Source organism: Rhodanobacter sp. FW106-PBR-R2A-2-24, assembly GCF_058789615.1.
This window is the reverse complement of the sequence record NZ_JBYTBV010000002.1, coordinates 1,646,260-1,671,160: the sequence shown is the minus strand read 5'-3', so window position 1 is coordinate 1,671,160 and position 24,901 is coordinate 1,646,260. Positions and strand designations below refer to the sequence as shown.

Genomic DNA, 24,901 nt, shown 5'->3' with positions numbered 1-24,901 from the left:
GGGACATGCGGTGATCCAGTTCGAACAGGTGAGCAAGCACTACGAAAGCGGCCACGCGGCGCTCACGCAGCTTTCCTTCAGCATCGCCACCGGCGAGATGGCCTTCATCACCGGGCACTCGGGCGCGGGCAAGAGCACCCTGCTCAAGCTGCTCGGGGTGATCGAGCGGCCCAGCCACGGCGCGATCACGGTGGATGGGCAGAACCTCGCCAAGCTGCGCCGCGGCGGCATTCCCAAGTGGCGCCAGCGCATCGGCATGGTGTTCCAGGATCATCGCCTGCTGATGGATCGCAGCGTGTTCGCCAACGTGGAGCTGCCGCTCACCATCGCCGGCGTCACCGGCGCCGAACGGGGCCGGCGCGTGCGCGCCGCGCTGGAAAAGGTGGGTCTGCAGGGCCATGAGCGGAAATTTCCGGCCGCGCTGTCCACCGGCGAGCAGCAGCGTGTGGGCATTGCCCGCGCCATCGTCGGCCGCCCGGCGCTGCTGATTGCCGACGAGCCCACCGGCAACCTCGATCCGCAGCTGGCGCTGGAGGTCATGGGCCTGTTTGCCGAGTTCCAGCAGGTGGGCACCACGGTGCTGGTGGCCAGCCACGACCTGCGCCTCATCAAAAGCATGAAGAAGCGCGTGGTGGTACTGCACCAGGGCCGGCTGGTGGCCGACCTCGCCGCCGAGGAGGTGCAGTGAACATGACGGCCGAACCCGTGCGCATGGAAGAAGACGCCGTGCCGCGCAGCACGCCCAGCCGCGGCGGTCGCGTCGCCGGCTGGCGCGAGCACCATGGCTGGAGCGCGGGCGCCAGCCTTGCGCGGTTGGCCGCGCGCCCGCTGGGCAGCCTGCTCACCATCACGGTGATGGCGCTGGCATTGGCGCTGCCGTTGACCTTCTACCTGCTGCTGGGCAACGTGCAGCAACTCGGCCAGGCGCTGGGGCAGGATCAGGCGGTCAACGTGTTCCTGCAGAACGATCAGGTCGAGCAGCAGGCACGGCTCCTGGCCAAGCAACTGGAAGCCCGCTCCGACGTCGCCGTGGTGACGGTGAAAACGCCGCAGCAAGGGCTGGACGAACTTGCGAAGCTGCAGGGCTTCTCCGGTGCGCTCGATGCGCTCGACCAGAACCCCTTGCCCTACGTGCTGCAGGTGCAACCCAGGCCCGGGCTGGATGCCGGCGTCATCGACCGCCTCGTCGGCGACCTGCGCGGCATGCGCGCGGTGGCACTGGTGCAGGACAGCGGTGTCTGGCGGCAGCGGCTGAACGCCCTGCTGGCGGTGGGCAATCGCGTGGTGGCGGCGCTCGCCCTGATGCTGGCGCTGGCCGCACTGCTGGTGGTGGGCAATACCGTGCGCATGGACATCGCCAGCCGCAGCGAGGAAATCGGCGTGCTGGTACTGATGGGCGCCAGCGGCGCCTTCGTGCGTCGACCCTATCTATACGCAGGTATCTGGTACGGTCTGTTCAGCGGTGCGCTCGCCGTGCTGCTGGCGCTGGGCATCGAGTTCGCGCTGGCCGGGCCGATCGCACGGCTGAGCCAGGCCTACGACGGCAAGTTGCACCTGGGTGGTCTGCCACTGGAGCTGCTGTTGGCGGTGCCGCTGGCGGCCGCGGCGCTGGGTTGGTTGGGTGCGCGGCTGGTCAGCGCATGGCAATGGCGCAAGGCCGTCTGAGCGTGGCGGCGAACGGATAGGGCAGGGCATGAACATCAGCAACCGGTCGGTCAGCGAGACGCCACGCGTGCTGGTGGTCGACGGCTCGAAGATGGTGCGCCAGATGATCAGCCGCGTGCTCAAGGCTGAGCTGCCTGGTGTGGAGGTGGTGGGCTGCGGTGATGGTGCCGAGGCCGAGCGTGTGCTCGGTGAGGGCCTGTTCGATTTCGTCACCGTGGCGCTGCGCCTGCCCGACATGGACGGACTGGAACTGGCGCGCTTCGTGCGCGAATCCGCCGCGCAAGCCTACGTGCCCATCGTGGTGGTGTCCGGCGACGTGGATGACCGCCTGCACAAGCGCACGCTGGGCGAGGACGTCACCGACTATTTCGACAAGGGGCTGGGCTTCACCGCGCTGGCCGAGTTCATCCGCGGCTACGTCAGCCCGGCGGACACGGCCTCCGGCGAGGTGCTGTACGTGGAGGACAGCCGCGTGGTGGCGCTGGCCACGCGGCGCATGCTGGAGAAGCACGGCCTCACCGTGCACCACGTCATCAGCGTGGAAGATGCACTGGCCATGCTGGAAACCGCCAAGGTGCGCGGCGAGGTGGGCGCCGACGTGGTGCTCACCGACGTCAGCCTGAAGGGCGAGCTGACCGGCGGCGACCTGGTCGAATGCGTGCGCCAGTTCTTCGGCTACGGCAAGGGTCGGCTGCCGATCCTGGTGATGACCGGCGACGACAATCCGGCCAACCAGACCGCGCTGATCCGCGCCGGCGCCAACGATCTGGTGGAAAAGCCCGTCGACGAGAAATTGCTCATCACCAAGCTGCTGTTCCAGCTGCGCGTGTCGCGCCACCTGCGCCAGCACAGTACGTCGGCATGAGCGAGGTGCGGTTGGCGCCGTCGTGGAAGACGCGCCTGGGTGCGTATCTGGAGCGACCGGAGATGCGGGCGCTGGCGGCGTTCCTGCGTGCAGAGAAACAGGCCGGCAAACGCATCTATCCGCCAGGCTCGGAGATCTTCGCCGCCTTCGAGCACACCCCGTTCGACGCGGTGCGCGTGGTGATCCTGGGCCAGGATCCCTACCACGGCCCCGGCCAGGCACATGGCCTGTGCTTCTCGGTGCGCCCCGGTGTGCGGGTGCCGCCGTCGCTGGAGAACATCTTCAAGGAAATCCAGCGTGACCTCGGCATCGCGCGCCCCGACCACGGCTGCCTCACGCCGTGGGCCGACCGCGGCGTGCTGCTGCTCAACAGCGTGCTGACGGTGGAGGAAGGCCGCGCCGGCTCGCACCAGGGCAAGGGCTGGGAAGGCTTCACCGACGCGGCGATCGATGCGCTGAACCGCGAGCGCGAGGGCATCGTGTTCCTGCTGTGGGGCAGCTATGCCCAGCGCAAGGGGCAGCTGATCGACACCCGCAGGCACAGCGTGCTGAAGAGCGTGCACCCCTCACCGCTGTCGGCGCATCGCGGCTTCCTCGGCTGCGGGCATTTTTCCGCAGCGAACCGCTATCTGGAAGCGCACGGCCAGGCGCCGATCGACTGGTCGCTGCCGCCAGCGGCGAGCTTGTCCGACAGATAACGTTTCGCCGCGCCCACGGCTTCGGGCAGCGGCGCGCCCAGTGCGAGACAGGCGGCGAGCGCGGCGCTGAGCGCGCAGCCGGTGCCGTGGGTATCGGCGTCGTGCACCCATGGGGCGGCGTAGCGACGCACGTCGCCGGGGCGCACCAGCAGATCCACCGCTTCGGGCAGGTCGGCATGACCGCCCTTCATCAAGACCGCGCGCGGCCCCAGCGCCAGCAAGGCGCGGCCCTGCTCGATCATCTGCGCTTCGCTGGTGGCGCGCGGCGCCTCGAGCAGGGCGGCGGCCTCGTCGAGGTTGGGCATCACGCAGTCGGCCAGCGGCAGCAACGCGCGGCGCAGTGTGGCGATGGCGTCCGTGGCGAGCAGGCGTGCGCCGGAGCTGGCGACCATCACCGGATCGAGCACCAGCACGCGTGGTTGGCAACGGCGCAGTGTGGCGGCCACGGCGTCGACGATGGCGGCCTCGGCCAGCATGCCCAGCTTCACCGCGGCGGGTACGCGCTCGTCGCACACGGCCTCGATCTGCGCCCGCACCAGGGCGGCGGGCAGCACCTGCACGGCGTGTACGCCGGCGCGGTTCTGCGCGGTGACGGCGGTGATCGCGGTGGCGCCGTCCACGCCCAGCGCGGCAAACGTCTTGAGGTCGGCCTGGATACCGGCGCCGCCGCCGCTGTCGGAGCCGGCGATGCTGAGCGCCAGCGGCCTCACGCGCGGCCCCGCGTGAGGCGCAGCCATTCGCGGGCGCGCTGCCCGGGGTCGGCGTGGCCGCCGATGTCGCTCATCACGGCCACGACGTCGGCGCCGGCGGCGAGGCAGCCGGCCGCGCGCTGCGGCGTGAGGCCGCCGATCGCCACCAGCGGCAGGCAGCCGATGCGCTGCTTCCATGTCGCGATGCGCGCCAGCCCTTGCGGTGCCCATGGCATCAGCTTCGCCGTGGTGGGGTAGATCGGCCCCAGCGCCACGTAGGTGGGCGCGCAGCCCAGTGCGCGCTCCAGCTCGGCCTCGTCGTGCGTGCTGATGCCCAGGCGTGCGCCGCGCCGACGGATGTCGGCCAGATCCGCCGTGTCCAGGTCGCCCTGGCCCAGGTGGATGAAATCCGCGCCGGCATCCAGCGCCTCGCGCCAGTGGTCGTTCACCACCAGTTGCGCGCCGTGCGCATGGCAGGCCGCCAGCGCCTCGCCGATGGCGTGGCGGATGGCGTAGCCGGGCTGGTCCTTGATGCGCAGCTGGATCAGCTTCACGCCCACGGGCAGCAGGCGCTGCACCCAGGTCGCGCTGTCCACGATGGGGTAGCACGGATCGAGCCGGCTCATGCCAGCCACGCCTGCCCCAGCGCGGGCGTCGACGGTTCGGCCAGCTCGCGCACCGGCATGGCGCCAGCGTGGTGCGCGGCATGGCCGGCGCGCACGGCTAGCGCGAAGGCGCGCGCCATCGCCACCGGATCGCCGGCCAGCGCCACGGCGGTGTTCGCCAGCACCGCGTCGAAGCCCAGTTCCATCGCGTTCGCGGCTTGCGACGGCAGGCCAAGGCCCGCGTCCACCACCAGCGGCACGTCAGGGAAGCGTGCGCGCAGCGCGCGCAGCGCGAACGCGTCGTTGAGCCCGCGCCCGCTGCCAATGGGCGCGCCCCAGGGCATCAGCACGCGGCAGCCGGCGTCCAGCAGGCGCTCGGCCACGCCGAGGTCGGAGGTGGTGTAGGGAAACACCTGGAAACCTTCGTCGGCGAGGATGCGCGCGGCCTCGACCAGGCCGAACACCTCGGGCTGCAGCAGTGCGCCTTCGCCGATCACCTCCAGTTTGATCCATGGGGTGTCGAACACCTCGCGCGCCATGTGCGCGGTGGTGACGGCTTCCTTCACCGAATGGCAGCCGGCGGTGTTGGGCAGCACGCGCACGCCCAGATCGCGGATCAGCGCCCAGAAATCCTGCCCCGCGCGCGCCGAGCCGCTCTCGTGGCGCAACGATACGGTGACCAGGTCGCAAGCCGCCGCCTGCACGGCTGCGGCCAGCACGGAGGGCGAGGGATAGCGCGCCGTGCCCAGCCACAGGCGCGAGGAGAGTTCCACGTTGTAGACGTCCATCTCAACCTCCTTGCATCGGGGCGAGGATTTCCAGGCTGTCGCCGTCGGCCAGCCCCTGCGCCTCGCGCTGGCTGGCGGGCACGAACGCGCCGTTCAAGGCGGTGGCGATGCGGGTGGCGTGGTGGTAGCCGAGTTCGGCCAGCGCCGCGGCGAGCCGGTCGGCGTGCAGCGTGCGACTTTCGCCGTTGACGGTGAGGTGCATGTCAGGCCCCCGTGCCGAGCAAGGTGGCGGCCGCCTGCCGCGCCATCGCGGGCGCAAGCAGGAAGCCGTGACGGAACAGGCCGTTGAGATGCCAGCGGCCGGCGTGCTGCCACAGGCGCGGCAGGTTGTCGGGCAGTGCCGGACGAATGCCTGCACCCAGCTCTTCGACGCGCGCCTCGGCGAAGGCTGGGTGCAGCGCGTAGGCGCCGTTGAGCAGCTCCATCGCCGAGCGCGCGCGGATCGCCCCGGCGTCGTCACTTTCGATGGCGGTGCCGCCCAGCATGTACCGCCCCTCGCCGCGCGGCACCAGGTAGACCATGCCGCGCGCGTGCAGCAGGCGGATCGGGCGGCTGAAATGCAGCTCGCGGCTTTCCAGCAGCAGCATCTCGCCGCGCACGCCGCGCAGCTCGGGCACGGCGGCGCGCGCGCCGTAGCCACGGCAATCGAGCACGATGCCGCCGTCGTCGACGAGGCTGTCGGCGTTGCAGCCGTAGCGGATCGTCACGCCGCGTTCGGCCAGTAGTGCGGCCAGCGCGGGCAGGGCGAGGCGTGGGTCGACGTGCGCCTCGTCGGCGAAGAACACCCCGTGGCGGAAGCGGCCGGCGAGATCGGGTTCGAGCGCGGCGATGCCAGCCTCGTCCAGCGCGCGGCCACCGTTGCCGCGCGTGAGGTAGGGATCGAGTTCGGCGTGGTCGCGCGGCGCGGCCACGACCAGGGTGCCGGCGCGCACCGTGGCGGGCACGTGGGCGCTCCACCAGTCCGGTGCCTGCTGGCCCAGTTCGGCCACCAGCGGTTCGGCGTGCACGCGCTCGCAGTGCGGCGCCAGCATGCCGCCGGCAAACCAGCCGGCGGCATGGCGGCCCGGCGCCTCGCCGCGCTCGACCACTTCCACGCGGGCGCCGGCGCGCGTCAGCTCCAGCGCGGCGGCGAGCCCCGCCACGCCCGCGCCCAGCACGCGGATGCGCGCGCTCATGGCTGTTCCTCCACGTACAGCTCGCCGCCGGCGGCTGCAAACTGCGCCGCCTTGGCCCGCATGCCGGCTTCGGCCTCGGCGCGCAGCTCCTGGCTCAGCTGCATGGAGCAGAACTTCGGCCCGCACATGGAGCAGAAGTGCGCGCTCTTGTGCGCCTCCTTCGGCAGTGTCGCGTCGTGGTAGGCGCGCGCGGTGTCGGGATCGAGCGCGAGCTTGAACTGGTCCTCCCAGCGGAAGCTGAAGCGCGCGCGCGACAGCGCATCGTCGCGCGCCTGCGCCGCCGGGTGGCCCTTGGCGAGGTCGGCGGCGTGGGCGGCGATCTTGTAGGTGACCACGCCGATTTTCACGTCGTCGCGGTCGGGCAGGCCCAGGTGTTCCTTCGGCGTCACGTAACAGAGCATGGCGGTGCCGAACCAGCCGATCATCGCCGCGCCGATGGCCGAAGTGATGTGGTCCTGCCCCGGCGCGATGTCGGTGGTGAGCGGGCCGAGCGTGTAGAACGGCGCCTCGCGGCAGCTCGTCAGCTGGCGCGTCATGTTCTCGCGGATCTTGTGCATCGGCACGTGGCCCGGGCCTTCCACCATCACCTGGCAGCCGTGCTTCCATGCGACCTGGGTGAGCTCGCCCAGGGTATCCAGCTCGGCGAACTGGGCGGCGTCGTTGGCGTCGGCGATGCAGCCGGGACGCAGGCCGTCGCCCAGCGAGAAGGCGACGTCGTAGCGACGCAGGATTTCGCAGATTTCCTCGAAGCGTTCGTAGAGGAAGCTCTCGCGATGATGCGCCAGGCACCAGCGCGCCATGATCGAGCCGCCGCGCGAGACGATGCCGGTGACCCGCTTCGCCGTCAGCGGCACATGCGCCAGGCGCACGCCGGCATGGATGGTGAAGTAGTCCACGCCCTGCTCGGCCTGCTCGATCAAGGTGTCCTTGAACACCTCCCAGTCGAGTTTCGCCGGGCTGCCGCCGACTTTTTCCAGTGCCTGGTACAGCGGCACCGTACCGATCGGCACCGGCGCGTTGCGCATGATCCATGAGCGCAGGTTGTGGATGTGGCGGCCGGTGGAGAGATCCATCACGGTGTCCGCGCCCCAGCGCGTGGCCCACACCAGCTTCTCCACTTCCTCGGCCACGCCGGAAGAGAGCGCGGAGTTGCCGATGTTGGCGTTCACCTTCACCAGGAAGTGGCGGCCAATCACCATCGGCTCCAGCTCCGGGTGGTTGATGTTGGCAGGCAGGATGGCGCGGCCGGCGGCGATCTCGTCGCGCACGAACTCGGGCGTGACGAAGGCGGGCAGGGTGGCGCCGAAGGCCTCGCCGTCGGCCAGCTTTTGCGTGGCGTCCGTGCGTGCGGCGGCGCGGCCGAGGTTCTCGCGGTGGGCGGCGTAGGCCATCTCCTCGGTGACGATGCCAGCGCGCGCGAATTCCAGCTGGGTGACCGGTTGGCCGTCGCGGCCCGCGCGCAGCGTGCGGTTGGCGGGGCAGGCTTCCACCGCGCGGCCGTGGCCGCTGCCGCCGTTGTCCTCGGCGCGCACCGCGCGGCCTTCGATCACCGCGAAGCCGCGCGCGGCCAACCACGGTTCGCGGATCGCCGGCAGACCCGCGGCGAGATCGATCCGCGGCTCGTCCTCGGTGTACGGGCCGCTGGCGTCGTACAGGTGCAACTGCGGCGTAGCGGTGTCGTCCAGCGCGATCTCGCGCAGCGGCACACGCAACGCGGGGTAACCGGGCGGTGTCGAATAGACCTTGCGCGAGCCGCGGATCGGCCCGGTGGTGACGGCGTTGGGGGTGGTGTCGCTGGGCTGCTGCATGGATCTCCTCCTCGTGAAACGGCGGGAGATCCGGGGCGTGACGCTGCAACGGCACGCAGTGCGTGCGGCGCTGCGTGTTTGCTTCCGTTCCTACGCCGGTATGACCCGGATCAGGTTCAAGGGTCAGCTCGACGCTTTCTCAGCCCCGTACGGGGCTCCCCTCGGAATGTCCGAAAAGCATGGCGGCGCGCTGGCGCGCCTGTCAAGGCGAGGCGCGCATGGCGGCTCCCGGCGCAGGGTCAGCCGCTCGTTTCCGCCCACATGCGCAGCAGGTTCGCGTGCGAACGGCTCACGGCGTCGAAGGCCTGGCTCTTGCCTTCGCGGCTGAAGATGTCGCGCTTGGCGTTCTCCAGATCCCACAGCAGCTCGCGCCGGGCGGGGTCGCGCACCAGGCTCTGCACCCAGATGATGGCGGCGTCGCGCACGCCGCGCGTGACCGGGCTAACGTGGTGCAAGGTGTTGGCCGGATAGGCGATGGCGGCGCCGGCAGCCAGCTTGAATTCGTATTCCATGCCACCACTGGCGTGAGCCACCAGTGCGCCGCCGTCGTAGGTCGTGGGGTCGGACAGGAACACGGTAATTGCGATGTCGGTGCGCACCGCGTTGCCTATGCTGCCCATGACTGGGGCGTCCACGTGAGCACCGTATTCCATGCCAACGGCATAGCGGTTGAACAGCGGTCGGGTGTTCGCCGCCGGCAGCAAGGCCGTCTGCAGCGTGGCGTGGCGCAGGAAGGCGGCGCGCACGATATCCGCCATTCGCTGGTGGCTGGTGCTGTTGGGGTCGAGCTGCTGGTTCTTCTTCACGTTGCGCGCCGACCAGCCCGCTGTGGTGGTGCCATCGACGAAGGGAGCGGCGGACAGTTCGGCGCGCAGGGCGGCAAGTTCCTGGGACGTCAATACATCGGGTACGCAGACGATCAAGCGGATTCCCCTCGTGGCGTGGTGCACCAAGGCATTGTAGTGACGGCGACGTATGTATTATTATACTTCTCGGTTTATTAAAGGTCGTGAACTCTTCACAGCTTTAGCACTCCAAGCATCAGAGTGCTAACCTGAAGTCCTGGTATCGGAGGTTTCCCATGTCCCAAGCCTTGACCATCGCCCCCAGTTACCTGCCCAGTGTCGTCGGCAGCCTGGATGCCTACATCTCGGCCGTGCACCGCATTCCGGTGCTAAGCCAGGATGAGGAGCAGGCGCTGTCGCGCCGCTACAACGAAGATGAGGATCTTTCCGCCGCGAAGAAGCTGGTGATGTCCCACCTGCGCTTCGTGGTGCACGTGGCGCGCGGCTATTCCGGCTACGGCCTGCAGCTCGCCGACCTGATCCAGGAGGGCAACATCGGCCTGATGAAGGCGGTGAAGCGCTTCGACCCGGATCAGGGCGTGCGCCTGGTCAGCTTTGCGGTGCACTGGATTCGTGCCGAGATGCACGAGTTCATCCTGAAGAACTGGCGCATCGTGAAGGTCGCCACCACCAAGGCGCAGCGCAAGCTGTTCTTCAACCTGCGCAAGAGCAAGAAGCGCCTGGGCTGGATGAACGCGGCGGAAGTTACCGCGGTCGCCAACGATCTCGGCGTGCCCGAGGCCACCGTGCGCGAGATGGAGTCGCGCCTGTCCGGCCGCGACATCGGCTTCGAGGCGCCGGCGGATGCCGACGACGATGCCAAGCCCGCGCCCGAGGCGTTCCTGGTCGACGATGGCGCCGACCCCTATGACAACCTCGCCGAGGCCGACCAGAGCGACCACCAGCTCGGCACCTTGTCCGCCGCGCTGGACGGGCTGGACGCGCGCTCGCGCCACATCATCCAGCGCCGTTGGCTGGACGAGGACAAGGCTACCCTACAGGAACTGGCCGACGAGTACGGCGTCAGCGCCGAGCGCGTCCGCCAGGTGGAAGCGAATGCGATGAAGAAGATGCGCGGGCTGTTCGCAGCCTGATCGCCGGTGATGGATGCTGTGGGTAGAACGGCCTCTTCGTGAGGCCGTTTGCTTTGGCGGGCAGGGGCACGCCCAACACGCTCGTCAATACAGATCCACCGGGTCGACATCCAGCGACCAGCGCACTTTTCTTGCGGCAGGCAGCCGCGCGAGTTGCGCGGCCCAGGGTTTGAGCGCGGCGTGCAGGGCGCGGCGATTCGTGGTTTCCAGCAGCAGTTGGCCGCGCTGGCGGCCGGCGCGCAACGGCATCGGCGCGGGCATCGGGCCGGCGAGCTGCAGGCCGTGATCCGCCGGCAGGGCGGCGCAGGCTTCGTGCAGGAAGGCGTCGACGTGGGTGCGCTGCGCGGCTTCGGCGCGCAGCAGCGCTTGGTGTGCGTAAGGCGGCAACGCGCCTTGCCGGCGTTCGGCAAGCAGGCTCTGCGCGGCCCTGGCGTAGCCGTGCGCCAAGAGCTCGCGCAGGAGCGGATGCTCGGGATGGTGGGTCTGCAGTAGCACGCGGCCGGGCTTGGCGGCGCGGCCGGCGCGGCCGGCCACCTGTACCAATTGCTGCGCCAGCCGTTCGCTGGCGTGGAAGTCGATACTCACCAGGCCCTCGTCCACGCCGGCGATGGCGACGAGGGTGAGGTTGGGCAGGTCATGGCCCTTGGCCAGCATCTGGGTGCCGACCAGGATCGCGGGTCTGGCCTCGTCGCGCAGGCCGTCGAGCAAGTGCTCGAAGGCGTCGCGGCGGCGGGTGGTTTCGCGGTCGATACGCAGCACCGGAACATCGGGGAAGCGCATGGCCAAGGCTTCTTCCAGCCGCTCGGTGCCTTGGCCTCGCGGGGTGAGCGCCGCGTTGCCGCAGCCCGGGCAGGCGGCGGGCGGGCGGGTTCGGTAATCGCAGTGGTGGCAGATCAGTTGCCGATGCCTGGCGTGCAGGGTCAGCGGGCGCTCGCAGCGTGGGCAGTCCGCGTGCCAGCCGCAGCCATGGCACAGCAGCACGGGGGCGTAGCCGCGGCGGTTCTTGAACACCAGTGCCTGTTCGCCGCGCGCCACCGTCTCGGCCACGGCGGCGAGCAGGGTTGGCGAAAGGCCATGGTCGAGATGCTGCGCGCGCATGTCCACGATCTGCACGGTGGGCGCATGCACCGCGGCGGGGCGGGCGCGCAGGTGCAGGGTGCGGTAGCGGCCCGCTTCCACGTTCGCCAGCGATTCCAGCGAGGGCGTGCCCGAACCGAGCACCACCGGCACACCCAGCGCGCGGGCGCGCACCACGGCGAGGTCGCGCGCGTGGTAGCGGAAGCCCTCCTGTTGCTTGTAGGCGCCGTCGTGTTCCTCATCCACGATCACCAGGCCGGCGTGCGGCAGCGGAGTGAACACCGCCGAACGCGTGCCGACGATCACCTTGGCCTCGCCCGAACGCGCGCGCAGCCAGGCGCGCGCGCGTTCGCCCTCGGCGAGGTTGGAGTGGATCACCTCCATCGCCACGCCCAGGCGCTCGCGCACGCGGCGCAGAGTCTGCGGGGCGAGGCCGATCTCGGGGATCAGCAGCAGCGACTGCTTGCCTTGCGCCAGCGCGCGTTCGATCAGGGCGAGGTAGACCTCGGTCTTGCCGCTGCCGGTGACGCCGTCGAGCAAGAAGGGCTGGAAGCCGCCGAGGCTGCCCGCCACGGCATCGACTGCGCGCTGCTGCTCGTCGCTCAGCAGTGGCGCGGGGCGCGTGGCGTTGGGGGCATGGGCCGTGCGCTCGGCGCGTTCGACCAGCCCCGCCGCCAGCAGGCGGCGCGCGGCGGCGCGCCAGCCAGGCAGGCAGGCGCCCAACTCGGTCGCTCCGAGTGGGCCATCGGCCAGTTCGGTGAGCAGCTCGCGACTGGCGCCACGACGACTGCCGGCGTCCAGCGCGCTGCGGCCTGCCGCGGTGAGCGACCAGGCTTCCTCGCCCAGTGCGGGCAGAGGCCTGGCCTCGCGCAGCGCCAGCGGCAAGGCGTTGGCATAGGCTTCGCCGGGCGCGCCCAGCCAGTAGTCGGCGGCCCAGGCCAGGGTTTGCATCAGCTCGGTGTCGAGCAGGGGCGCGGTGTCGAGCAGGCGCAGCACGCGCTTCAGCTTGCCGATGTCCACCAGTGGTGTGGCATGGGCATCCACCACCACGCCGACCAGTGGGCCGCGGCCAAACGGCACCAGCACCCGGCTGCCCGGGCTGATCGCGACGGGCGCGGCCGGGGGCAGGTAGTCGAACAGGGTCGGCAGCGGCACCGGCAGGGCGACGCGCAGGACGGTGGGCTTCATGACCGTGAGTTTAGCGGGCAGCAGGCACCCGCCCATGCTCCCGGGTGCTTGCGGCGCGGGCCGTGGCGGGCACGAGTTGCACGAAAAGTGAGAAACCGGTCGCAAGTGGTTCAGGTGCACAGGATTTCTTGCTTATCCACAGGAGCTGTGGATAAGTCTGTGGATGGCGCGGGGACGAGGGCGGCCAAGGCGCATGGTGGCGCCCTTCCTGACGGCTTGGCGACGTTTTCGTCACTTTGAAAATATCTTTATAATCAACATATTGACGCAATGCGACAAATTTTATCGACGCGCCGGGGCGGGACGTTCGAGCGGCTTGACAGGCTTTTGGCGCTGTGCAAAACGCTGCGCCGGAGGGTTGGGGGCACAGGTGGTGGCGTCGTCGTTCCGGCCCGGTGTCCCGGGTAGAATGGGGGCTCCCGGAGTTGTCCCCATGTCCTGGTTTCGTGCTGATCCTGCGCGCTTGCGGCAGGAACTGGGCGCCACCGTGCGCCTCGCCATTCCCTTGATGCTCGCCCAGTTGGCTGCCGTGGGCAGCAACGTGATCGACGCCCTGCTCTCGGGCCACGTCGGCGCGCATGTGCTGGGCGCGGTGGCGGTGGGCACCAGCGTGTGGTCGTTGGCCATCGTCGCCGGCATCGGCGTGATGATGGCGGTGCCGCCCTCGGTGGCCCAGTTCGACGGCGCCGGTCGTCGGCACGAGGTGGGTGCCGTGTTCCGTCAGGCCTTGTGGCTGGCGCTGATGCTGGGCGCCCTGCTGTGGTTCGCGGTGCGCCATGCCGGGCCGCTGCTGGATGTGATCGGGGTGACAGCCAGCCTGCGCCCGGACGTGGCGCGCTTTCTTGCCGCGATCAGCTGGGGCGCGCCGGCGCTCACCTGCTATTTCGCGCTGCGCGGGCTGTCCGAGGGGCTGTCGCTGACGCGGCCGTCGATGTTCTTCGGTTTCGGTGGCCTGGTGCTGCTGGTGCCGCTGGGCTATGTGCTGATGTTCGGCAAGCTGGGCATTCCCCCGCAGGGCGCGCACGGCTGCGGCATCGCCACCGCCACCGTGCTGTGGCTGGAGATGCTGGGCTTCCTCACCTATGTGTTGACGCACCGCAACTACCGTGGGCTGGGTCTGCTGGAGCGCTTCGAGTGGCCGCACGTGCGGCGCATCGGCGCGCTGTTGCACGTGGGTGCGCCGATGGCAGTGACGCTCTTGGCCGAGGCGGGCTTGTTCGTGGCCGCGACCCTGGTCATCAGCCGGCTGGGCGAGGATGCGGTGGCCGGCCACCAGGTGGCGATCAACGTGGCTTCGCTGTTCTTCATGGTGCCGCTGGGGCTGGCCATGGCGATCACCGTGCGGGTAGGCCATGCGGTGGGGCGCGGCGACGCGCGCGGTGTGCGCTACGCGGGTTTCTGCGGCATCGGCCTGACGCTGGCGACGCAGCTGATGTCGGCCAGCGCGATGCTGGGCCTGCCGCACGCGATCGCCGCGTTGTACACGCACGATGCGAAGGTGATCGCGCTGGCGGCGCAACTGATCGTGCTGGCCGGGGTGTTCCAGTTCTCCGATGGCATCCAGGTGGCGGCCAACGGCGCGCTGCGTGGGCTCAAGGACACCCGCGTGCCGATGCTGATTACCTTGTTCGCCTACTGGGGCGTGGGCATGCCGGTGGGCTGGTGGCTGGGTTTCCATCGAGCCTTGGGTGCGCACGGCGTGTGGATGGGGCTGATCGCGGGGCTGACGGTGGCCGCCGTGATGCTGTTCGTGCGCTTCTGGCGCAGCGCCTGGCGCGAGCGCTGGCGACGGCATGCGCTGGTGGCGGAGGCGCCGCTGGCGCTGGCCTGAGGGCTTGTGGAAATCGCCGGTCTACTGCGGCCGCCGCATCCCTGGCGGCGGCGCGCTGCGCGGCGGTCGTTGGGTTCATCCTGCACCCGGTTTTCACGCAGCGCCTCTTGCCAGACGCATCCGGCGACACCGCGCGCCGACGTTCGAATTTTTCATGGGCTCTGACGCGGTGGAAGGGAAGCGCTACGCTAGCGCTTCACGCCAAGGAAGCCCGTCATGCCGCCACCGCCGATGCCGTCTCGTCCGTCGTCCGTCCCGCCCTCGCGCCGCCGCGGTTTCTGGGCCAGCCTGGGCAGCCTCGGGCGTGCCATCAATGGGCTGCGGCTGGTGGTCGTCAATGCGGTGTTCCTGTGCCTGCTTCTGATCGTGTCGTTGCTGGTGATCGGCGGTATCGCCGGCAGCCGTGCCGCACATGAGGTAGCCAAGGGCAGCGTGCTGGTGCTGGAGCCGCAGGGGCAGTTGGTGGAGCAGTACAGCGTCGACCCGGTGCAGCGCACCCTGGATCGACTGGCCGGCAGCCAGCCCAAGCAGGTGCAACTGCGCGACTTGGTGGGTGCCATCGATGCCGCCGCGCGCGATCCGCGCATCGGCCGCATCCTGTTGCTTCCCGGCGACCTGCACGCCGGCGGCTTCGCCGCGCTGCGCGAAGTAGGTGCGGCGCTGGATCGCTTCCGCGCCGGCGGCAAGCCGGTGACCGCCTGGGCGGTGAACCTCGACCAGGGGCAGTATTACCTCGCCGCGCATGCCGACCGCGTGTTGCTCGATCCGCAGGGCAGCCTGATGCTGACCGGCCTTTCCAACTACCGCTTGTTCTACAAGGGGCTGCTCGACAAGCTCGGTGTGGACGTGCACCTGTTCCGCGTGGGCCAATTCAAGAGTGCCGCCGAGCCCTACATCCTCGACCATGCGTCCGCTGCCGCCAAACAGGCCGATGGCTACTGGATGGGCGGCTTGTGGAGTGAATACCTCGACGAGGTGGCCGGCCTGCGCAAGCTCGGTTCGACGGTGTTGCGCACTGACGTGGACGACCTGCCGCAGGCCATCATGGCCACGCAGGGCGACTTGGCCAAGCTCGCGCTGGACGAACACCTGATCGACGGCACCGCCACCCGTGCCGAGCTGGCCGGGCAGTTGCGCGCCGCAGGCGTGCCCGCCGCGAAGAACCGGCACGGCTTTCGCGCGGTGGATCTTCCGCACTACCTCGCTGACCTGCCGCCTGGTGCCAACCTGTACGCGCCGGGGGTGACCGTGGTGGTGGCCGAGGGCGAGATTGCCGGTGGCAAGCGCCCGCCGGGCGCCATCGGTGGCGAATCCACCGCCGCGCTGATCCGCGCCGCGCGCGAGGACAAGCGCACCCGCGCGCTGGTGCTGCGCGTGGATTCGCCCGGCGGCGAGGTCTACGCCGCCGAGCAGATCCGTCGCGAAGTGGCGGCCACCCGCGCGGCCGGCATCCCGGTGGTGGTGTCGATGGGCGACGTGGCCGCCAGCGGCGGCTACTGGATCGCGATGAATGCCAACCGCATCCTCGCCGAGCCCAACACCATCACCGGCTCGATCGGTATCTTCGGCATGTATTACTCGGTGCCGGGCACGCTGGCCAAGTTCGGCATTCAGAGCGACGGCGTGGCCACCGGGCCGATGGCCGGCGTCTTCGACATCACCCGTCCGCTCGACCCCAAGGTGGGCGCGGTGATCCAGGCCACCATCGACAAGGGCTACCGCGACTTCGTGGGCGGCGTGGCCAAGGCGCGCGGCAAGAGCTTCGATGCCATCGGCGCCATCGCGCAAGGCCGCGTGTGGACGGGGCGGCAGGCGCTGGATCGCGGCCTGGTCGACCAGTTGGGCGGCTTTGGTGACGCGGTGTCCGTGGCGGCGCAGCTCGCGAAGCTGGGCCGGGGCTATCCGGTGCGCTTCGAGCAAGCACCGATGAGTGCGTTCGAGCGCTTCCTGGTCGGCTTCAACCAGAGTGCCGGGGTGGAACTCCTGCAGTCCTGGGGCGTGCGCCTGCCGCCGTGGTTCGCCCAGGTGCAGGCGCTGGCGCCGGAGTGGTCGCTGTTGCGCGAGGCCAGGGCCGGCGTGCCCAACATCTACGCCGACTGCCTCTGCACGCTGCACTGAGCGCGGCGCTTCACCGGCGGGTTTCGGTATGGTTCAGCGGCGATGGCCGAGTTCCGAGTTCCGGCCTTATTGCGACTGCGCTTCGATCTGCTTGCGCTGCTCCTCGGCCCGCTGGTCGGCCATCTTCTGCACGTCCTTGGCCTTCTGCTCGTCGGCTTTCATGGCGTCCCATGGCGTGGCCACCCGGCTGCTGGCGGCGGTGGGTTGGGCGGTGGGTGTCGGCGGTTTGCCGGAGCAGGCGGCGAGGGCCAGCAGACAAGGCAGCAAGCAGGGCAGCAGGGGTAGACGTTTCATGCTGGGCGTCTCGTGGGTGACGAACCTGCAGTCTCTCGCCGCGCAGTCGCGCCGGCAAGGCCATCGGGTAAGCTTTCGCGCATGAACAGCCGCACCGACGCCTGGCAACTCCATGGCCACACCGCCCTTGTCACCGGCGCCAGCCGCGGCATCGGCCTCGCGGTGGCGCGCGAGCTGGCGGGGCGGGGCGCCAACCTGCTGCTGGTGGCGCGCGACGAGGGGCATCTCGAAGCCGTGCGGCAGGAGTTGGCCGAGGATTACCCCGGGGTGGCGGCCTATGCGCTGGGTGCCGACCTCGCCGAGGCGGAGGATCGCCTCGCAGTGTTCGATTGGGCGACGGACCTCGGCCTGTCGCCCTCCCTGCTGATCAACAACGCCGGCGGCAACATGCCCCGGCCCGCGCTGGAGTACGGCGAGGATTACCGCGCCATCTTCGAGCTCAACCTGTTCGCCGCTTTCGAGTTGTGCCGACTGGCATATCCGCATCTCGTGCAGCATGCCGGCGCGGCCATCGTCAACGTGGGCTCGGTATCCGGCATCACCCACGTGCGCACCGGCGCGCCTTACGGCATGAGCAAGGCGGCGCTGCACCAGATGACGCGCAATCTCGCCGCCGAGTGGGGCGTGGACGGTATCCGGGTGAATGCGGTGGCGCCGTGGTACATCCGCACCCGCCGCACCGATGACGCGCTGGCCGACCCGGATTACCTGGAGGAAGTGCTGGAGCGTACCCCGCTGCGCCGCATTGGGGAGCCCGAAGACGTCGCCGCCGCCGTCGCCTTCCTGTGCCTGCCTGCCGCCGGCTATATCACCGGGCAGGTGTTGGGCGTGGACGGCGGCTTCCTCAATTACGGGTTCTGAGCCGCGCCGTCAGAACGCGGCTTCGTGCTCTTCGGCGGCAAAGCCCAGGGTCAAGGCGCCTTCGCCCACGTTGACCATGCCGGTGATGCTCATGGGGGTTTCCAGCAAGGTGACGCCGGATTCCTTGCAGGCGTCGACGAGCGCGGCGTAGCCGTTCAGGTGTTCGAGCACGTTGATGTCGCCGCCGTAGCTCACGCACACCACCGGCACGATCAGGCCGGTACGCACGCGCTTGGCGGCGTACTCGAGCAGCATCTGCGCGCCCTGGTCGAAGCCGCGCGCCTTGGCGACCGGCCCGGTTTCGCCGCGGAAGCAGCGCAGGATCGGCTTGATGTCCAGCGCCGAGCCCAGCATGGCACTGAACAGGCCCACGCTGCGATCGTTCTTTTTCTTGGCGCGCGCGCGCAGGTAGTGCAGGTCGCGCGGCAGCATGTAGCCGTAGCTGTGGTTGGCGATGTGGTTGAGGCGCTCGCGGATGACGGCGGGGTTTTCGTTCGCCGCCATCAGCTGCGTGGCGGCCCAGATGGCCGGCCCGGCGCCGGCGAAAAGGTTGCGGGTGTCGACCACGCGCATCAGAAACGGGCCGGGGATGCCGGCACGCTCGCGCACTTCGCGGTATTCCCGCAGCACGGTGAAGCTGGCGCGTACCACGTTGTCGTGGGTCGGGCTGCGGGTGGCGGTCATGGTGAGGCAGAACACGCAGTCCTTCTCCAGCACCAGCCGTTCCAGGAAGAGCTTCTGCACGTCTTCCGCCGTGGTGGGCTCGGTCTCGGCCGTGTGGCTGCGGCTGCCCAGGCGGCGGTTGATGAAGCGCTGGATTTCCGCCGGGTCGCGGTTGTCCTTGAAGACTTCATCGTCCACCCTGACGGTAATCGGCAGCACGCCGATACCGTGCTCCTGCACGAAGGCCTGCGGCAGATCGCAGGCAGCGTCCATGGTCAAGCCCATACGCATATGTCATCCCCCTCGAATGGCCTGACCAACATAGCACGTGCGCCGCCGCACGTGGCGGGTTTCGCATGGATAATGAGGGCGTTAATCCACGGCACTCTGCCGGCGTGGCGTCGCCGGTTTTCCCGCCATGCGGGCATCGCAACAGGTTCCAAACCATGAAAGACAAGCATGAAATCGTCGCCAACTGGTTGCCGCGCTACACCGGCACGTCGCTGGAGGACTTCGGCCAGCACATCCTGCTTACCAATTTTGGCCACTACGTGGATCTGTTCGCGCAGTGGCACGGTGTGGAGGTGCACGGACGCGACCGCCCGATGCCCAATGCCACTGCCGACGGCATCACCCTCATCAACTTCGGCATGGGCAGCCCCAACGCCGCCACCGTGATGGATCTGCTGAGCGCCGTCGCACCCAAGGCGGCACTGTTCCTGGGCAAGTGCGGCGGACTCAAGAGAAAGAACCAGCTCGGCGACCTGATCCTGCCGATCGCGGCGATCCGCGGTGAGGGCACCAGCGACGACTACCTGCCGCCCGAGGTACCGGCGCTACCGGCCTTCCAGCTGCAGCGCGGCGTTTCCACCATGATCCGCGACCTCGGCCACGACTACTGGACCGGCACCGTCTACACCACCAACCGCCGCGTGTGGGAACACGACGAGGCCTTCAAGGAGACCCTGCGGCACACGCGCAGCATGGCCATCGATATGGAGACGGCCACCATCTTTGCCGCCGGCTTCGCCAACGAGATCCCCTGCGGCGCGCTGCTGCTGGTGTCCGATCAGCCGATGATCCCGGAAGGGGTGAAGACCGAAGCCAGCGACCGCCAGGTCACCACGCACTACGTCGAGGCGCACTTGCGCATCGGCATCGAGGCACTGAAGCTGGTACGCCGCAACGGGCGCAGCGTGAAGCACTTGCGCTTCGGGGATATCGAAGGCGAGGAGTGAGAGCCAGGTATTTCGTGAGTCCAGTGAACCTGTTCACGAGCTCCAGGCATCCCCGGCCATGTGGATGCCACGAAGTGCAGCAGCCAGACGCATCATGCCAATGTGTGGTGCACCATGCGCGGATGGTGCGGGGTACTGCGATCCGATCCTCATGATGCCGATGGAGTAGCCGCGTTACCGGGTTATGAGCGTGAAGTTCGGCTGGTGAATCGCGATTTTCTGCCCCCTCACCGCCGCAAGCAGCGGTGGGGTTGGTTTCAACGCACCAGCTTGTCCATGAGCGGCTGCAGCCACACCGCATACGGCATGCTATGCGCCGTGTCGGCGCGGATGGGTTCGCGTACTTGCGCCGCGCTGGCCGTGCTGAGTACCTCGCGTTGGCTGTGGTGGGGCGTCAGGCAGGCGGTATCGAAGGGCAGTTCGCAGAAGGCGAGCAGGCGGCGGATCTGTGCTTCAGGCTCACGCATCAAGGCTTCGTAGGGGAAGTCCAGCATGTGCTGTGGATGCTGCGCCAGCCAGAATACGCTGAGGCGTTCGTAGTCGCGGTAGTGCTCCGCCATCTCGTCGAGGTCGTAGCTGTAATGCACGCCATGCCGGAACAATTGGCGATAGCAGGAGAAGCAGGTTTCCACCGGGTCGCGGTGGCAGTGGACGATCCTGGTGCCGGGCAGCATGCGGCACGCGGCGCCCAGCAGCTGCCAATTGCCGACGTTCTTGTCGGTGAAGCGCGGGCGATACGCGCGCCAGCCTGCGGTGCGGGTGAGGTAGTTCTGGCCCAGCCGATGCCAGTCGTCGTCGGTGGTTGCGGCGACCCATTGCGGGAAGGGCTGGCCGCGGCGTCGCGATTCGTCCTCGATGACCTGCGGCAGGTCGGGAATCTCGTTGGCGCCTTCGACGTCGGGATGCGTGGCGAGGATGTGCTCGACCAAGATGGAGCCCGAACGCGGCATGCTGGCGATGAAGATGACTTCGTGGCCCAGTGTGGGGTCGGGCGGCACAGGCAGCGGCGCGCCAAAGGCTTCCATGATGTGGTCGATCTGCGTGCGTTCGGCGACGGCATCCCAGGCCACTTGCCGACGCTTGCCCGCATTGGCTTGCCGCAGCGCGGCGAACGCGTCGGCGTAGTCATGCTGGTCTTCTAGCGCACGGAACAGGCTGAAGCCGAGCATGGCCCGCGTGTCGGGCGACAGGTCGGGCTGGTTCAGCGCGGCGCGGATCGAGCCGATATCGGCTGGTCCCAGCGGCTCGGTCTTGAGGTTGGCCAACCCATGCCGTGCTTCGCGTACCCGGGCTACTGGTGCAGCACGTGGCGGTATTCGGCCACGGCGCGCGGGATGTTGCCCTGCAGGATGGCGATGTTGGCCAACCCGACGCGCGTCAGCACGTGCCCTTCGTCCAGCGCCAGCGCGTGGCGAAAGGCCTGCTCGGCCTCCTGCAATTGCCCGCCCTGCTTCAGCGCCTTGCCGAGGTTGTACCAAGGCAAGGCTTGCTGCGGCGCCAGTTCGCAGGCGCGTCGCAAGTGGGTCAGGGCTTCGCCCAGCAGTCCGGCATCGTGCAGGGCGCAGCCAAGGTAGATCCGCACGTTTGCGTCGGCGGGACGCTGCGCGACGGCCTTGCGCAGGAAGCCTGCAGCTTTCGCGGCGTCGTCGCCGCCCGGCAAGCAGGCGACGCCGTACAGGAATCGCGCGTTGGCGTGCCCGGGATGCGCGGCGAACGCCTGCCGCAGAACGCGTTCAGCGAGATCGACTTGGCCCTGGCCCCGGTGCGCGGCTCGCCTCTGCCAGCAACTGCCCGATGTTGGTCGCAGGGGGACGGGGCGTGGCATGGGGCAGTATCGGTTCGTGGAGGTAGGTGGCGTTGGCGGAATGTCGTCTCGTTCGGGTTAGCCCCGCGCAGGCAGCACGCCTGCCGCACGCAGCCGGTTGCGCAACGGGTCGAGCTTGCTGCCGTAACGCGGCGCGCGCGCGGTGTCGCCGCGCAGCGGCTGACGCACTTGCGCCGAGCTGATCGTCAGCACGGGGCGGGGCGTCCGGTGGTAGGCGAGGCAGGCGGCGTCGAAGGGTAGCCCGCAGGCCTGCAGCAGACGGTGGATCTGTGCCTCGGCATCTTGCGTCAGCGCTTCGTAGTCGTGGTCGAAGTATTGTTGCGGATAGCGTTGCCGCCACAGTGCGCCCAGTCGCGCGTAGCCGGTGTAGTAGTCCACGATGTCGTCCAGCTCGTAGCTGAAGTGGATGCCGGTGGCGAACAGTTGGCGGTAGCAGGCGAAGCAGGTTTCCAGTGGATCGCGGCGCGCGTTCACCACGCGTGCGCCGGGGAGCATTGCGAGTGCGGCGCCGACGAAGGCCCAGTTGCTCACGTTCTTGTCGGTGAAGCGAAGCTGCCGGCGACCCCACTGACGCGTGCGCTCCAGGTATTCCGTGCCGAGACGATGCCAGTCGGCAGCGGTTGCCGCAGGCACCCAAGCCGGGAATGGACAGCCACGGCGCGCCGATTCCTCGTCCAGGATATCGGGCAGCACGGGGATTTCGTCGCCACCGTCGACCTGCGGGTGCGATGCGAGGATTTGTTCGACCAGGGTGGAGCCGGAGCGCGGCATGCAGGTCAGGAAGATCACCTCCTGCCCGAGCGTGGTGTCCAGCGGCGCGGGCAGCGGTTGCGCAAAGGCGTTCGCGATGGCCTCCACGCGGGCGCGCTCCTCGTCGCGGCTCCAGTACAACTGGCGCCGCTTCAGCGCGTTCGCCTCGCGCACCACGTCGAAGGCGGCTGGGTAGTCGGCCTGGTCTTCCAGCGCTTTGGCGAGGGTGAAGCCGAGCAGGATGCGCGCATCGTCGGAGCAGCCTGTCTGCCGGAAAAGCTGGCGCAACCGGGCCGCGTCGTCGCCGGTCAGTCGCTCGATCTTGAGATTGCCCAGCGCAAACCAGGCGTCGGCATTGTCGGGATGCCGGCGCAGGGTCTCGCGCAGCGTCGCCACGGCGCCGGCGGCGTCGCCGAGGTTGGTCAGCACGGTGGCCAGCGCGTTGCGTGCCTTGAGGTAGTCGGGGGCGAGTTCCACTGCGTGGCGCAGCGCAGCGCCGGCTGACTGCAGGCGGGCGGACACTTGCAACGCGCGGCCGAGGTTGTACCAGATCGTTGCATCGTCGCGGGCGAGTTCGCAGGCGCGTTGCAGGCTGGCCAGGCCAATGTCGGCCTCGCCACTCTCAACCAGAGCATTGCCCAGCGTCATGTGGAGGGTGGCGTCGTTCGGGCGCGCGGCAAGCGCGCGGCGCAGGTAGCCGATGGCCTGCGCGTTGTCGCCGTCCATCAGGGCAGCGACGCCGAGCAGGCGATGGGCCTCCGCGTCGTCGGGCGCCAGAACCTGCGCCTGCGCCAGCCATTGCCGCGCAGGCGCGGTCTGGCCAAAGCTCAGCGCCCTGCGTGCCTCGTGCAGGTGCCGGGATACGGCCATGCTGATCTCTGGTTTGGAAGGCGGCGTGGTCATGGCGGCGGGTTCCGTGGGAAGTTGCGCTCAAGCGCCGCCCACTGCCCACGTTTCCATCCCGATCTGCATGCCGTGCACCTGGATGAAGCCACGCGCGGCGCGGTGTCCGGCCACGCCTGGACTGGGGATATCGTGCTGGCAGGTAAGGGCGAGTCCAGCGCCTTCGGAAGGGATGATAGCCCCGAAGCCTTCGGCCTCGAAGATGCGCGCCTGCGGCAGCGCAGGCGGGTCAGTGCGCGCGGCAGCGGAGCAGCCGTAGGCTGGCGCGTGGCGGCCGCCCTTCATGAACAACGCCACGCCGTGCGCCTTGAGCCGGCTTTCGACACATGCGCGGGTGGCGTTACCTGGAAGCATGGAGGGCTTCGAGAAAAGGAGCCGATGATACTGCCAAAGCTTTGGTAGTTTTGCTGCTGGCAATAAAGCAACAATTCGTCTGTAGTTTTGGCGCCCTTCGTTGGTTAAGTGTGCCCACTAAACTTGGACGTTCAGGTTCGTTACTGTTCGCCGGACGGCTCACTACGGGGCGGTAGTCCACACCATGAACCAGCCGATGTCGCCTTCCGCCATGAATCCGCGTGAGCGTGCCCGTTTTGCCCTCGAACACGGCGACGAAGTCGTGGCCGAGCAGGCTTACACGCGATGGCTGGATGTCGAGCCGGATGACCTGGAGGCGCTGCAGTTCCTCGCCGCGCGTCAGCTCGCCAAGGGCGAGCCCGGCAAGGCGATCGAACGCCTGCTGGTGGCGCGGCGCGTGCATCCACGTGAGCCCGGCGTACTGCATCAGCTGGGCGTGGCGCGCATGCTGGAGGGCGACTACGCCGGAGCCGTCGATCCCCTTGCGCAGGCCGTGGCCCTGTCGCCGCAGGCCTTCGTGGCGCGCCTCCGGCTGGGGGTCGCGCTGGAGCATGAAGGTCGCACGCACGAAGCGCTGGTGGCCTATTCCGTCGCCATCAACGCGGCGCAGGCCAAGGGGCGCTGGCTCAGCGACGACACCACGGCGACGGGTGTGCGTGAGGCGGTGCGGCATGCCATCGGTTTCGTGAACACCGGCCGGCGCGCGTTGTTCAGCGGCCTGCTGGAACCGCTGCGCGAGCGCTACGGTCGCTCCGAGATGCAGCGGGTCGAGCAATGCCTGGCAATCTACCTGAACGAGCAGCCGGCCAACCTGCCCGATCCGCGCCAGCGGCCGAGGTTTCTCTATTTTCCCGGCATTCCCAGCCAGACCTACTACCCGCGCGAACGCTTTCCGGAGCGGGAGGCGCTGGAGGCGGCCACCGACGCGATCCGCAAGGAGCTGCGCGCGGTGCTGGAGCAGCCGCAGGAGCTGGAGGCCTTCTTGACGGCCGACAGCCAGGAGCAGATGGACACCATGCTGCGCGGCTCGGGGTCGCAACCGGCGGCCTGGGACGGGTTCTTCTTCTATCGCCACGGCAAACGCTACGACGCGCATTGCGCCAGCTGCCCGCAGACCACCGGGGTGATCGACCGGATGCCGTTGTCGCGTATCCGCGAGCACGGCCCGGAGGCGCTGTTCTCGGTGCTGAAGCCGGGTTCGCACATCCTGCCTCACCAGGGCGTCACCAACACCCGGCTGGTCACCCACCTGCCGCTGATCGTGCCGAAGGATTGCGCCATCAGCGTGGGGGGCGAGCTGCACGTCTGGCAGGAGGGCCGCAGCGTCACCTTCGACGACACCTTCGTGCACGAGGCCTGGAACCGCAGCGAGCAGACCCGCGTGGTGCTCATCATGGATCTGTGGAATCCCGACCTCACCCTGGCCGAGCGCGAGGCCGTGACGGCGCTGGTGGCCGGCATCGGCGACTTCAACCGCAGCTGCGAGTTGCCGACGGATTGAGCGCGAAGCCGTGAGGGCCGGCCTGCATGGGCTGATCTGGGCTGGTTCGGGATGGCTCGGGATGGT

24 protein-coding genes and 1 riboswitch are annotated in these 24,901 nt (G+C 69.0%); of the genes, 10 read left to right on the top strand and 14 right to left on the bottom strand.

The annotated features are described in order from the left end of the window. Positions 1-10 precede the first annotated feature (10 nt). From ftsE to ung, 4 genes are read left to right on the top strand one after another with little or no spacing between them, the layout of a single operon-like run. Positions 11-688, top strand: a complete 678-nt coding sequence (gene ftsE, locus AC3WQA_RS08950; RefSeq protein WP_492674720.1) for a cell division ATP-binding protein FtsE — start codon at positions 11-13, stop codon at positions 686-688. A gap of 2 nt (positions 689-690) precedes the next feature. Continuing rightward, the gene (gene ftsX / locus AC3WQA_RS08945; protein ID WP_492674719.1) at positions 691-1,665 is read left to right on the top strand and encodes a permease-like cell division protein FtsX; all 975 of its coding nucleotides are present in this window, start codon (positions 691-693) and stop codon (positions 1,663-1,665) included. A 28-nt stretch (positions 1,666-1,693) separates the two neighbouring features. Next, positions 1,694-2,530: a response regulator gene (locus AC3WQA_RS08940; protein ID WP_492674718.1), complete on the top strand. Its 837-nt coding sequence runs from the start codon at positions 1,694-1,696 to the stop codon at positions 2,528-2,530. Continuing rightward, positions 2,527-3,228 (top strand): uracil-DNA glycosylase, encoded by a 702-nt coding sequence (ung, locus tag AC3WQA_RS08935; RefSeq protein WP_492674717.1) that lies wholly within the window; start codon positions 2,527-2,529, stop codon positions 3,226-3,228. The genes AC3WQA_RS08940 and ung overlap by 4 nt, the downstream gene beginning before the upstream one ends. On the opposite strand, the gene thiD is transcribed toward ung, so the two are convergent. From thiD to AC3WQA_RS08900, 7 genes are all read right to left on the bottom strand, one after another. Further along, positions 3,156-3,938, bottom strand: a complete 783-nt coding sequence (thiD, locus tag AC3WQA_RS08930; protein WP_492674716.1) for a bifunctional hydroxymethylpyrimidine kinase/phosphomethylpyrimidine kinase — start codon at positions 3,936-3,938, stop codon at positions 3,156-3,158. The two genes, ung and thiD, sit on opposite strands and share 73 nt — an antisense overlap. Next, positions 3,935-4,543, bottom strand: a complete 609-nt coding sequence (locus AC3WQA_RS08925; RefSeq protein ID WP_492674715.1) for a thiamine phosphate synthase — start codon at positions 4,541-4,543, stop codon at positions 3,935-3,937. Before AC3WQA_RS08925 ends, thiD begins: the two co-directional genes overlap by 4 nt. Then, positions 4,540-5,310 carry a thiazole synthase gene (locus AC3WQA_RS08920; RefSeq protein ID WP_492674714.1) on the bottom strand — a complete coding sequence of 257 codons (771 nt, stop codon included), beginning with the start codon at positions 5,308-5,310 and terminating at the stop codon, positions 4,540-4,542. The genes AC3WQA_RS08925 and AC3WQA_RS08920 overlap by 4 nt, the downstream gene beginning before the upstream one ends. A 1-nt stretch (position 5,311) precedes the next feature. After that, complete coding sequence (thiS, locus tag AC3WQA_RS08915; protein ID WP_492674713.1) at positions 5,312-5,512, bottom strand: sulfur carrier protein ThiS; 201 nt, start codon at positions 5,510-5,512, stop codon at positions 5,312-5,314. A gap of 1 nt (position 5,513) precedes the next feature. Next, positions 5,514-6,485, bottom strand: coding sequence for an FAD-dependent oxidoreductase (locus tag AC3WQA_RS08910; protein ID WP_492674712.1), 972 nt, complete (start codon positions 6,483-6,485; stop codon positions 5,514-5,516). After that, positions 6,482-8,293, bottom strand: a complete 1,812-nt coding sequence (gene thiC, locus AC3WQA_RS08905; protein ID WP_492674711.1) for a phosphomethylpyrimidine synthase ThiC — start codon at positions 8,291-8,293, stop codon at positions 6,482-6,484. The genes AC3WQA_RS08910 and thiC overlap by 4 nt, the downstream gene beginning before the upstream one ends. A gap of 70 nt (positions 8,294-8,363) precedes the next feature. Continuing rightward, a riboswitch (TPP riboswitch) is annotated at positions 8,364-8,465 on the bottom strand. A gap of 67 nt (positions 8,466-8,532) precedes the next feature. After that, positions 8,533-9,216 (bottom strand): Fe2+-dependent dioxygenase, encoded by a 684-nt coding sequence (locus tag AC3WQA_RS08900; RefSeq protein ID WP_492674710.1) that lies wholly within the window; start codon positions 9,214-9,216, stop codon positions 8,533-8,535. Between the two features lie 158 nt (positions 9,217-9,374). Here AC3WQA_RS08900 and rpoH point away from each other — a divergent pair, with 158 nt between their 5' ends. After that, the gene (rpoH, locus tag AC3WQA_RS08895; protein ID WP_492674709.1) at positions 9,375-10,232 is read left to right on the top strand and encodes an RNA polymerase sigma factor RpoH; all 858 of its coding nucleotides are present in this window, start codon (positions 9,375-9,377) and stop codon (positions 10,230-10,232) included. 84 nt (positions 10,233-10,316) lie between these two features. Here rpoH and AC3WQA_RS08890 read toward each other — a convergent pair whose 3' ends face one another. After that, positions 10,317-12,497 (bottom strand): primosomal protein N', encoded by a 2,181-nt coding sequence (locus AC3WQA_RS08890; RefSeq protein WP_492674708.1) that lies wholly within the window; start codon positions 12,495-12,497, stop codon positions 10,317-10,319. A 433-nt stretch (positions 12,498-12,930) separates the two neighbouring features. Here AC3WQA_RS08890 and AC3WQA_RS08885 point away from each other — a divergent pair, with 433 nt between their 5' ends. Further along, the gene (locus AC3WQA_RS08885) at positions 12,931-14,328 is read left to right on the top strand and encodes an MATE family efflux transporter (protein ID WP_492674707.1); all 1,398 of its coding nucleotides are present in this window, start codon (positions 12,931-12,933) and stop codon (positions 14,326-14,328) included. 216 nt (positions 14,329-14,544) lie between these two features. Next, positions 14,545-16,446: a signal peptide peptidase SppA gene (gene sppA, locus AC3WQA_RS08880; RefSeq protein WP_492674706.1), complete on the top strand. Its 1,902-nt coding sequence runs from the start codon at positions 14,545-14,547 to the stop codon at positions 16,444-16,446. A 66-nt stretch (positions 16,447-16,512) separates the two neighbouring features. On the opposite strand, the gene AC3WQA_RS08875 is transcribed toward sppA, so the two are convergent. Next, complete coding sequence (locus AC3WQA_RS08875; RefSeq protein WP_492674705.1) at positions 16,513-16,740, bottom strand: hypothetical protein; 228 nt, start codon at positions 16,738-16,740, stop codon at positions 16,513-16,515. An 81-nt stretch (positions 16,741-16,821) separates the two neighbouring features. On the opposite strand from AC3WQA_RS08875, the gene AC3WQA_RS08870 reads away from it, so the two are divergent. Further along, positions 16,822-17,601, top strand: coding sequence for an SDR family oxidoreductase (locus AC3WQA_RS08870; RefSeq protein ID WP_492674704.1), 780 nt, complete (start codon positions 16,822-16,824; stop codon positions 17,599-17,601). A 9-nt stretch (positions 17,602-17,610) separates the two neighbouring features. Here the strand turns inward: AC3WQA_RS08870 and AC3WQA_RS08865 are convergent, their stop codons facing one another. After that, a complete protein-coding gene (locus tag AC3WQA_RS08865) occupies positions 17,611-18,555 on the bottom strand; it encodes a DegV family protein (RefSeq protein WP_492674703.1) in 945 nt (314 codons plus the stop codon). A gap of 155 nt (positions 18,556-18,710) precedes the next feature. Between AC3WQA_RS08865 and AC3WQA_RS08860 the strand changes: the two genes are divergently transcribed. Beyond that, the gene (locus AC3WQA_RS08860; RefSeq protein WP_492674702.1) at positions 18,711-19,502 is read left to right on the top strand and encodes an AMP nucleosidase; all 792 of its coding nucleotides are present in this window, start codon (positions 18,711-18,713) and stop codon (positions 19,500-19,502) included. A 257-nt stretch (positions 19,503-19,759) separates the two neighbouring features. Here AC3WQA_RS08860 and AC3WQA_RS08855 read toward each other — a convergent pair whose 3' ends face one another. From AC3WQA_RS08855 to AC3WQA_RS08840, 4 genes are read right to left on the bottom strand one after another with little or no spacing between them, the layout of a single operon-like run. Beyond that, positions 19,760-20,767, bottom strand: coding sequence for a sulfotransferase family protein (locus AC3WQA_RS08855; protein WP_492674701.1), 1,008 nt, complete (start codon positions 20,765-20,767; stop codon positions 19,760-19,762). 26 nt (positions 20,768-20,793) lie between these two features. Beyond that, the gene (locus AC3WQA_RS08850) at positions 20,794-21,327 is read right to left on the bottom strand and encodes a tetratricopeptide repeat protein (RefSeq protein ID WP_492674700.1); all 534 of its coding nucleotides are present in this window, start codon (positions 21,325-21,327) and stop codon (positions 20,794-20,796) included. 57 nt (positions 21,328-21,384) lie between these two features. Continuing rightward, positions 21,385-22,980: a tetratricopeptide repeat-containing sulfotransferase family protein gene (locus AC3WQA_RS08845; protein ID WP_492674699.1), complete on the bottom strand. Its 1,596-nt coding sequence runs from the start codon at positions 22,978-22,980 to the stop codon at positions 21,385-21,387. A gap of 27 nt (positions 22,981-23,007) precedes the next feature. Then, a complete protein-coding gene (locus tag AC3WQA_RS08840; RefSeq protein ID WP_492674698.1) occupies positions 23,008-23,334 on the bottom strand; it encodes a hypothetical protein in 327 nt (108 codons plus the stop codon). A 196-nt stretch (positions 23,335-23,530) separates the two neighbouring features. On the opposite strand from AC3WQA_RS08840, the gene AC3WQA_RS08835 reads away from it, so the two are divergent. Beyond that, the gene (locus AC3WQA_RS08835; RefSeq protein ID WP_492674697.1) at positions 23,531-24,835 is read left to right on the top strand and encodes an aspartyl/asparaginyl beta-hydroxylase domain-containing protein; all 1,305 of its coding nucleotides are present in this window, start codon (positions 23,531-23,533) and stop codon (positions 24,833-24,835) included. The last annotated feature ends 66 nt before the right edge of the window (positions 24,836-24,901 follow it).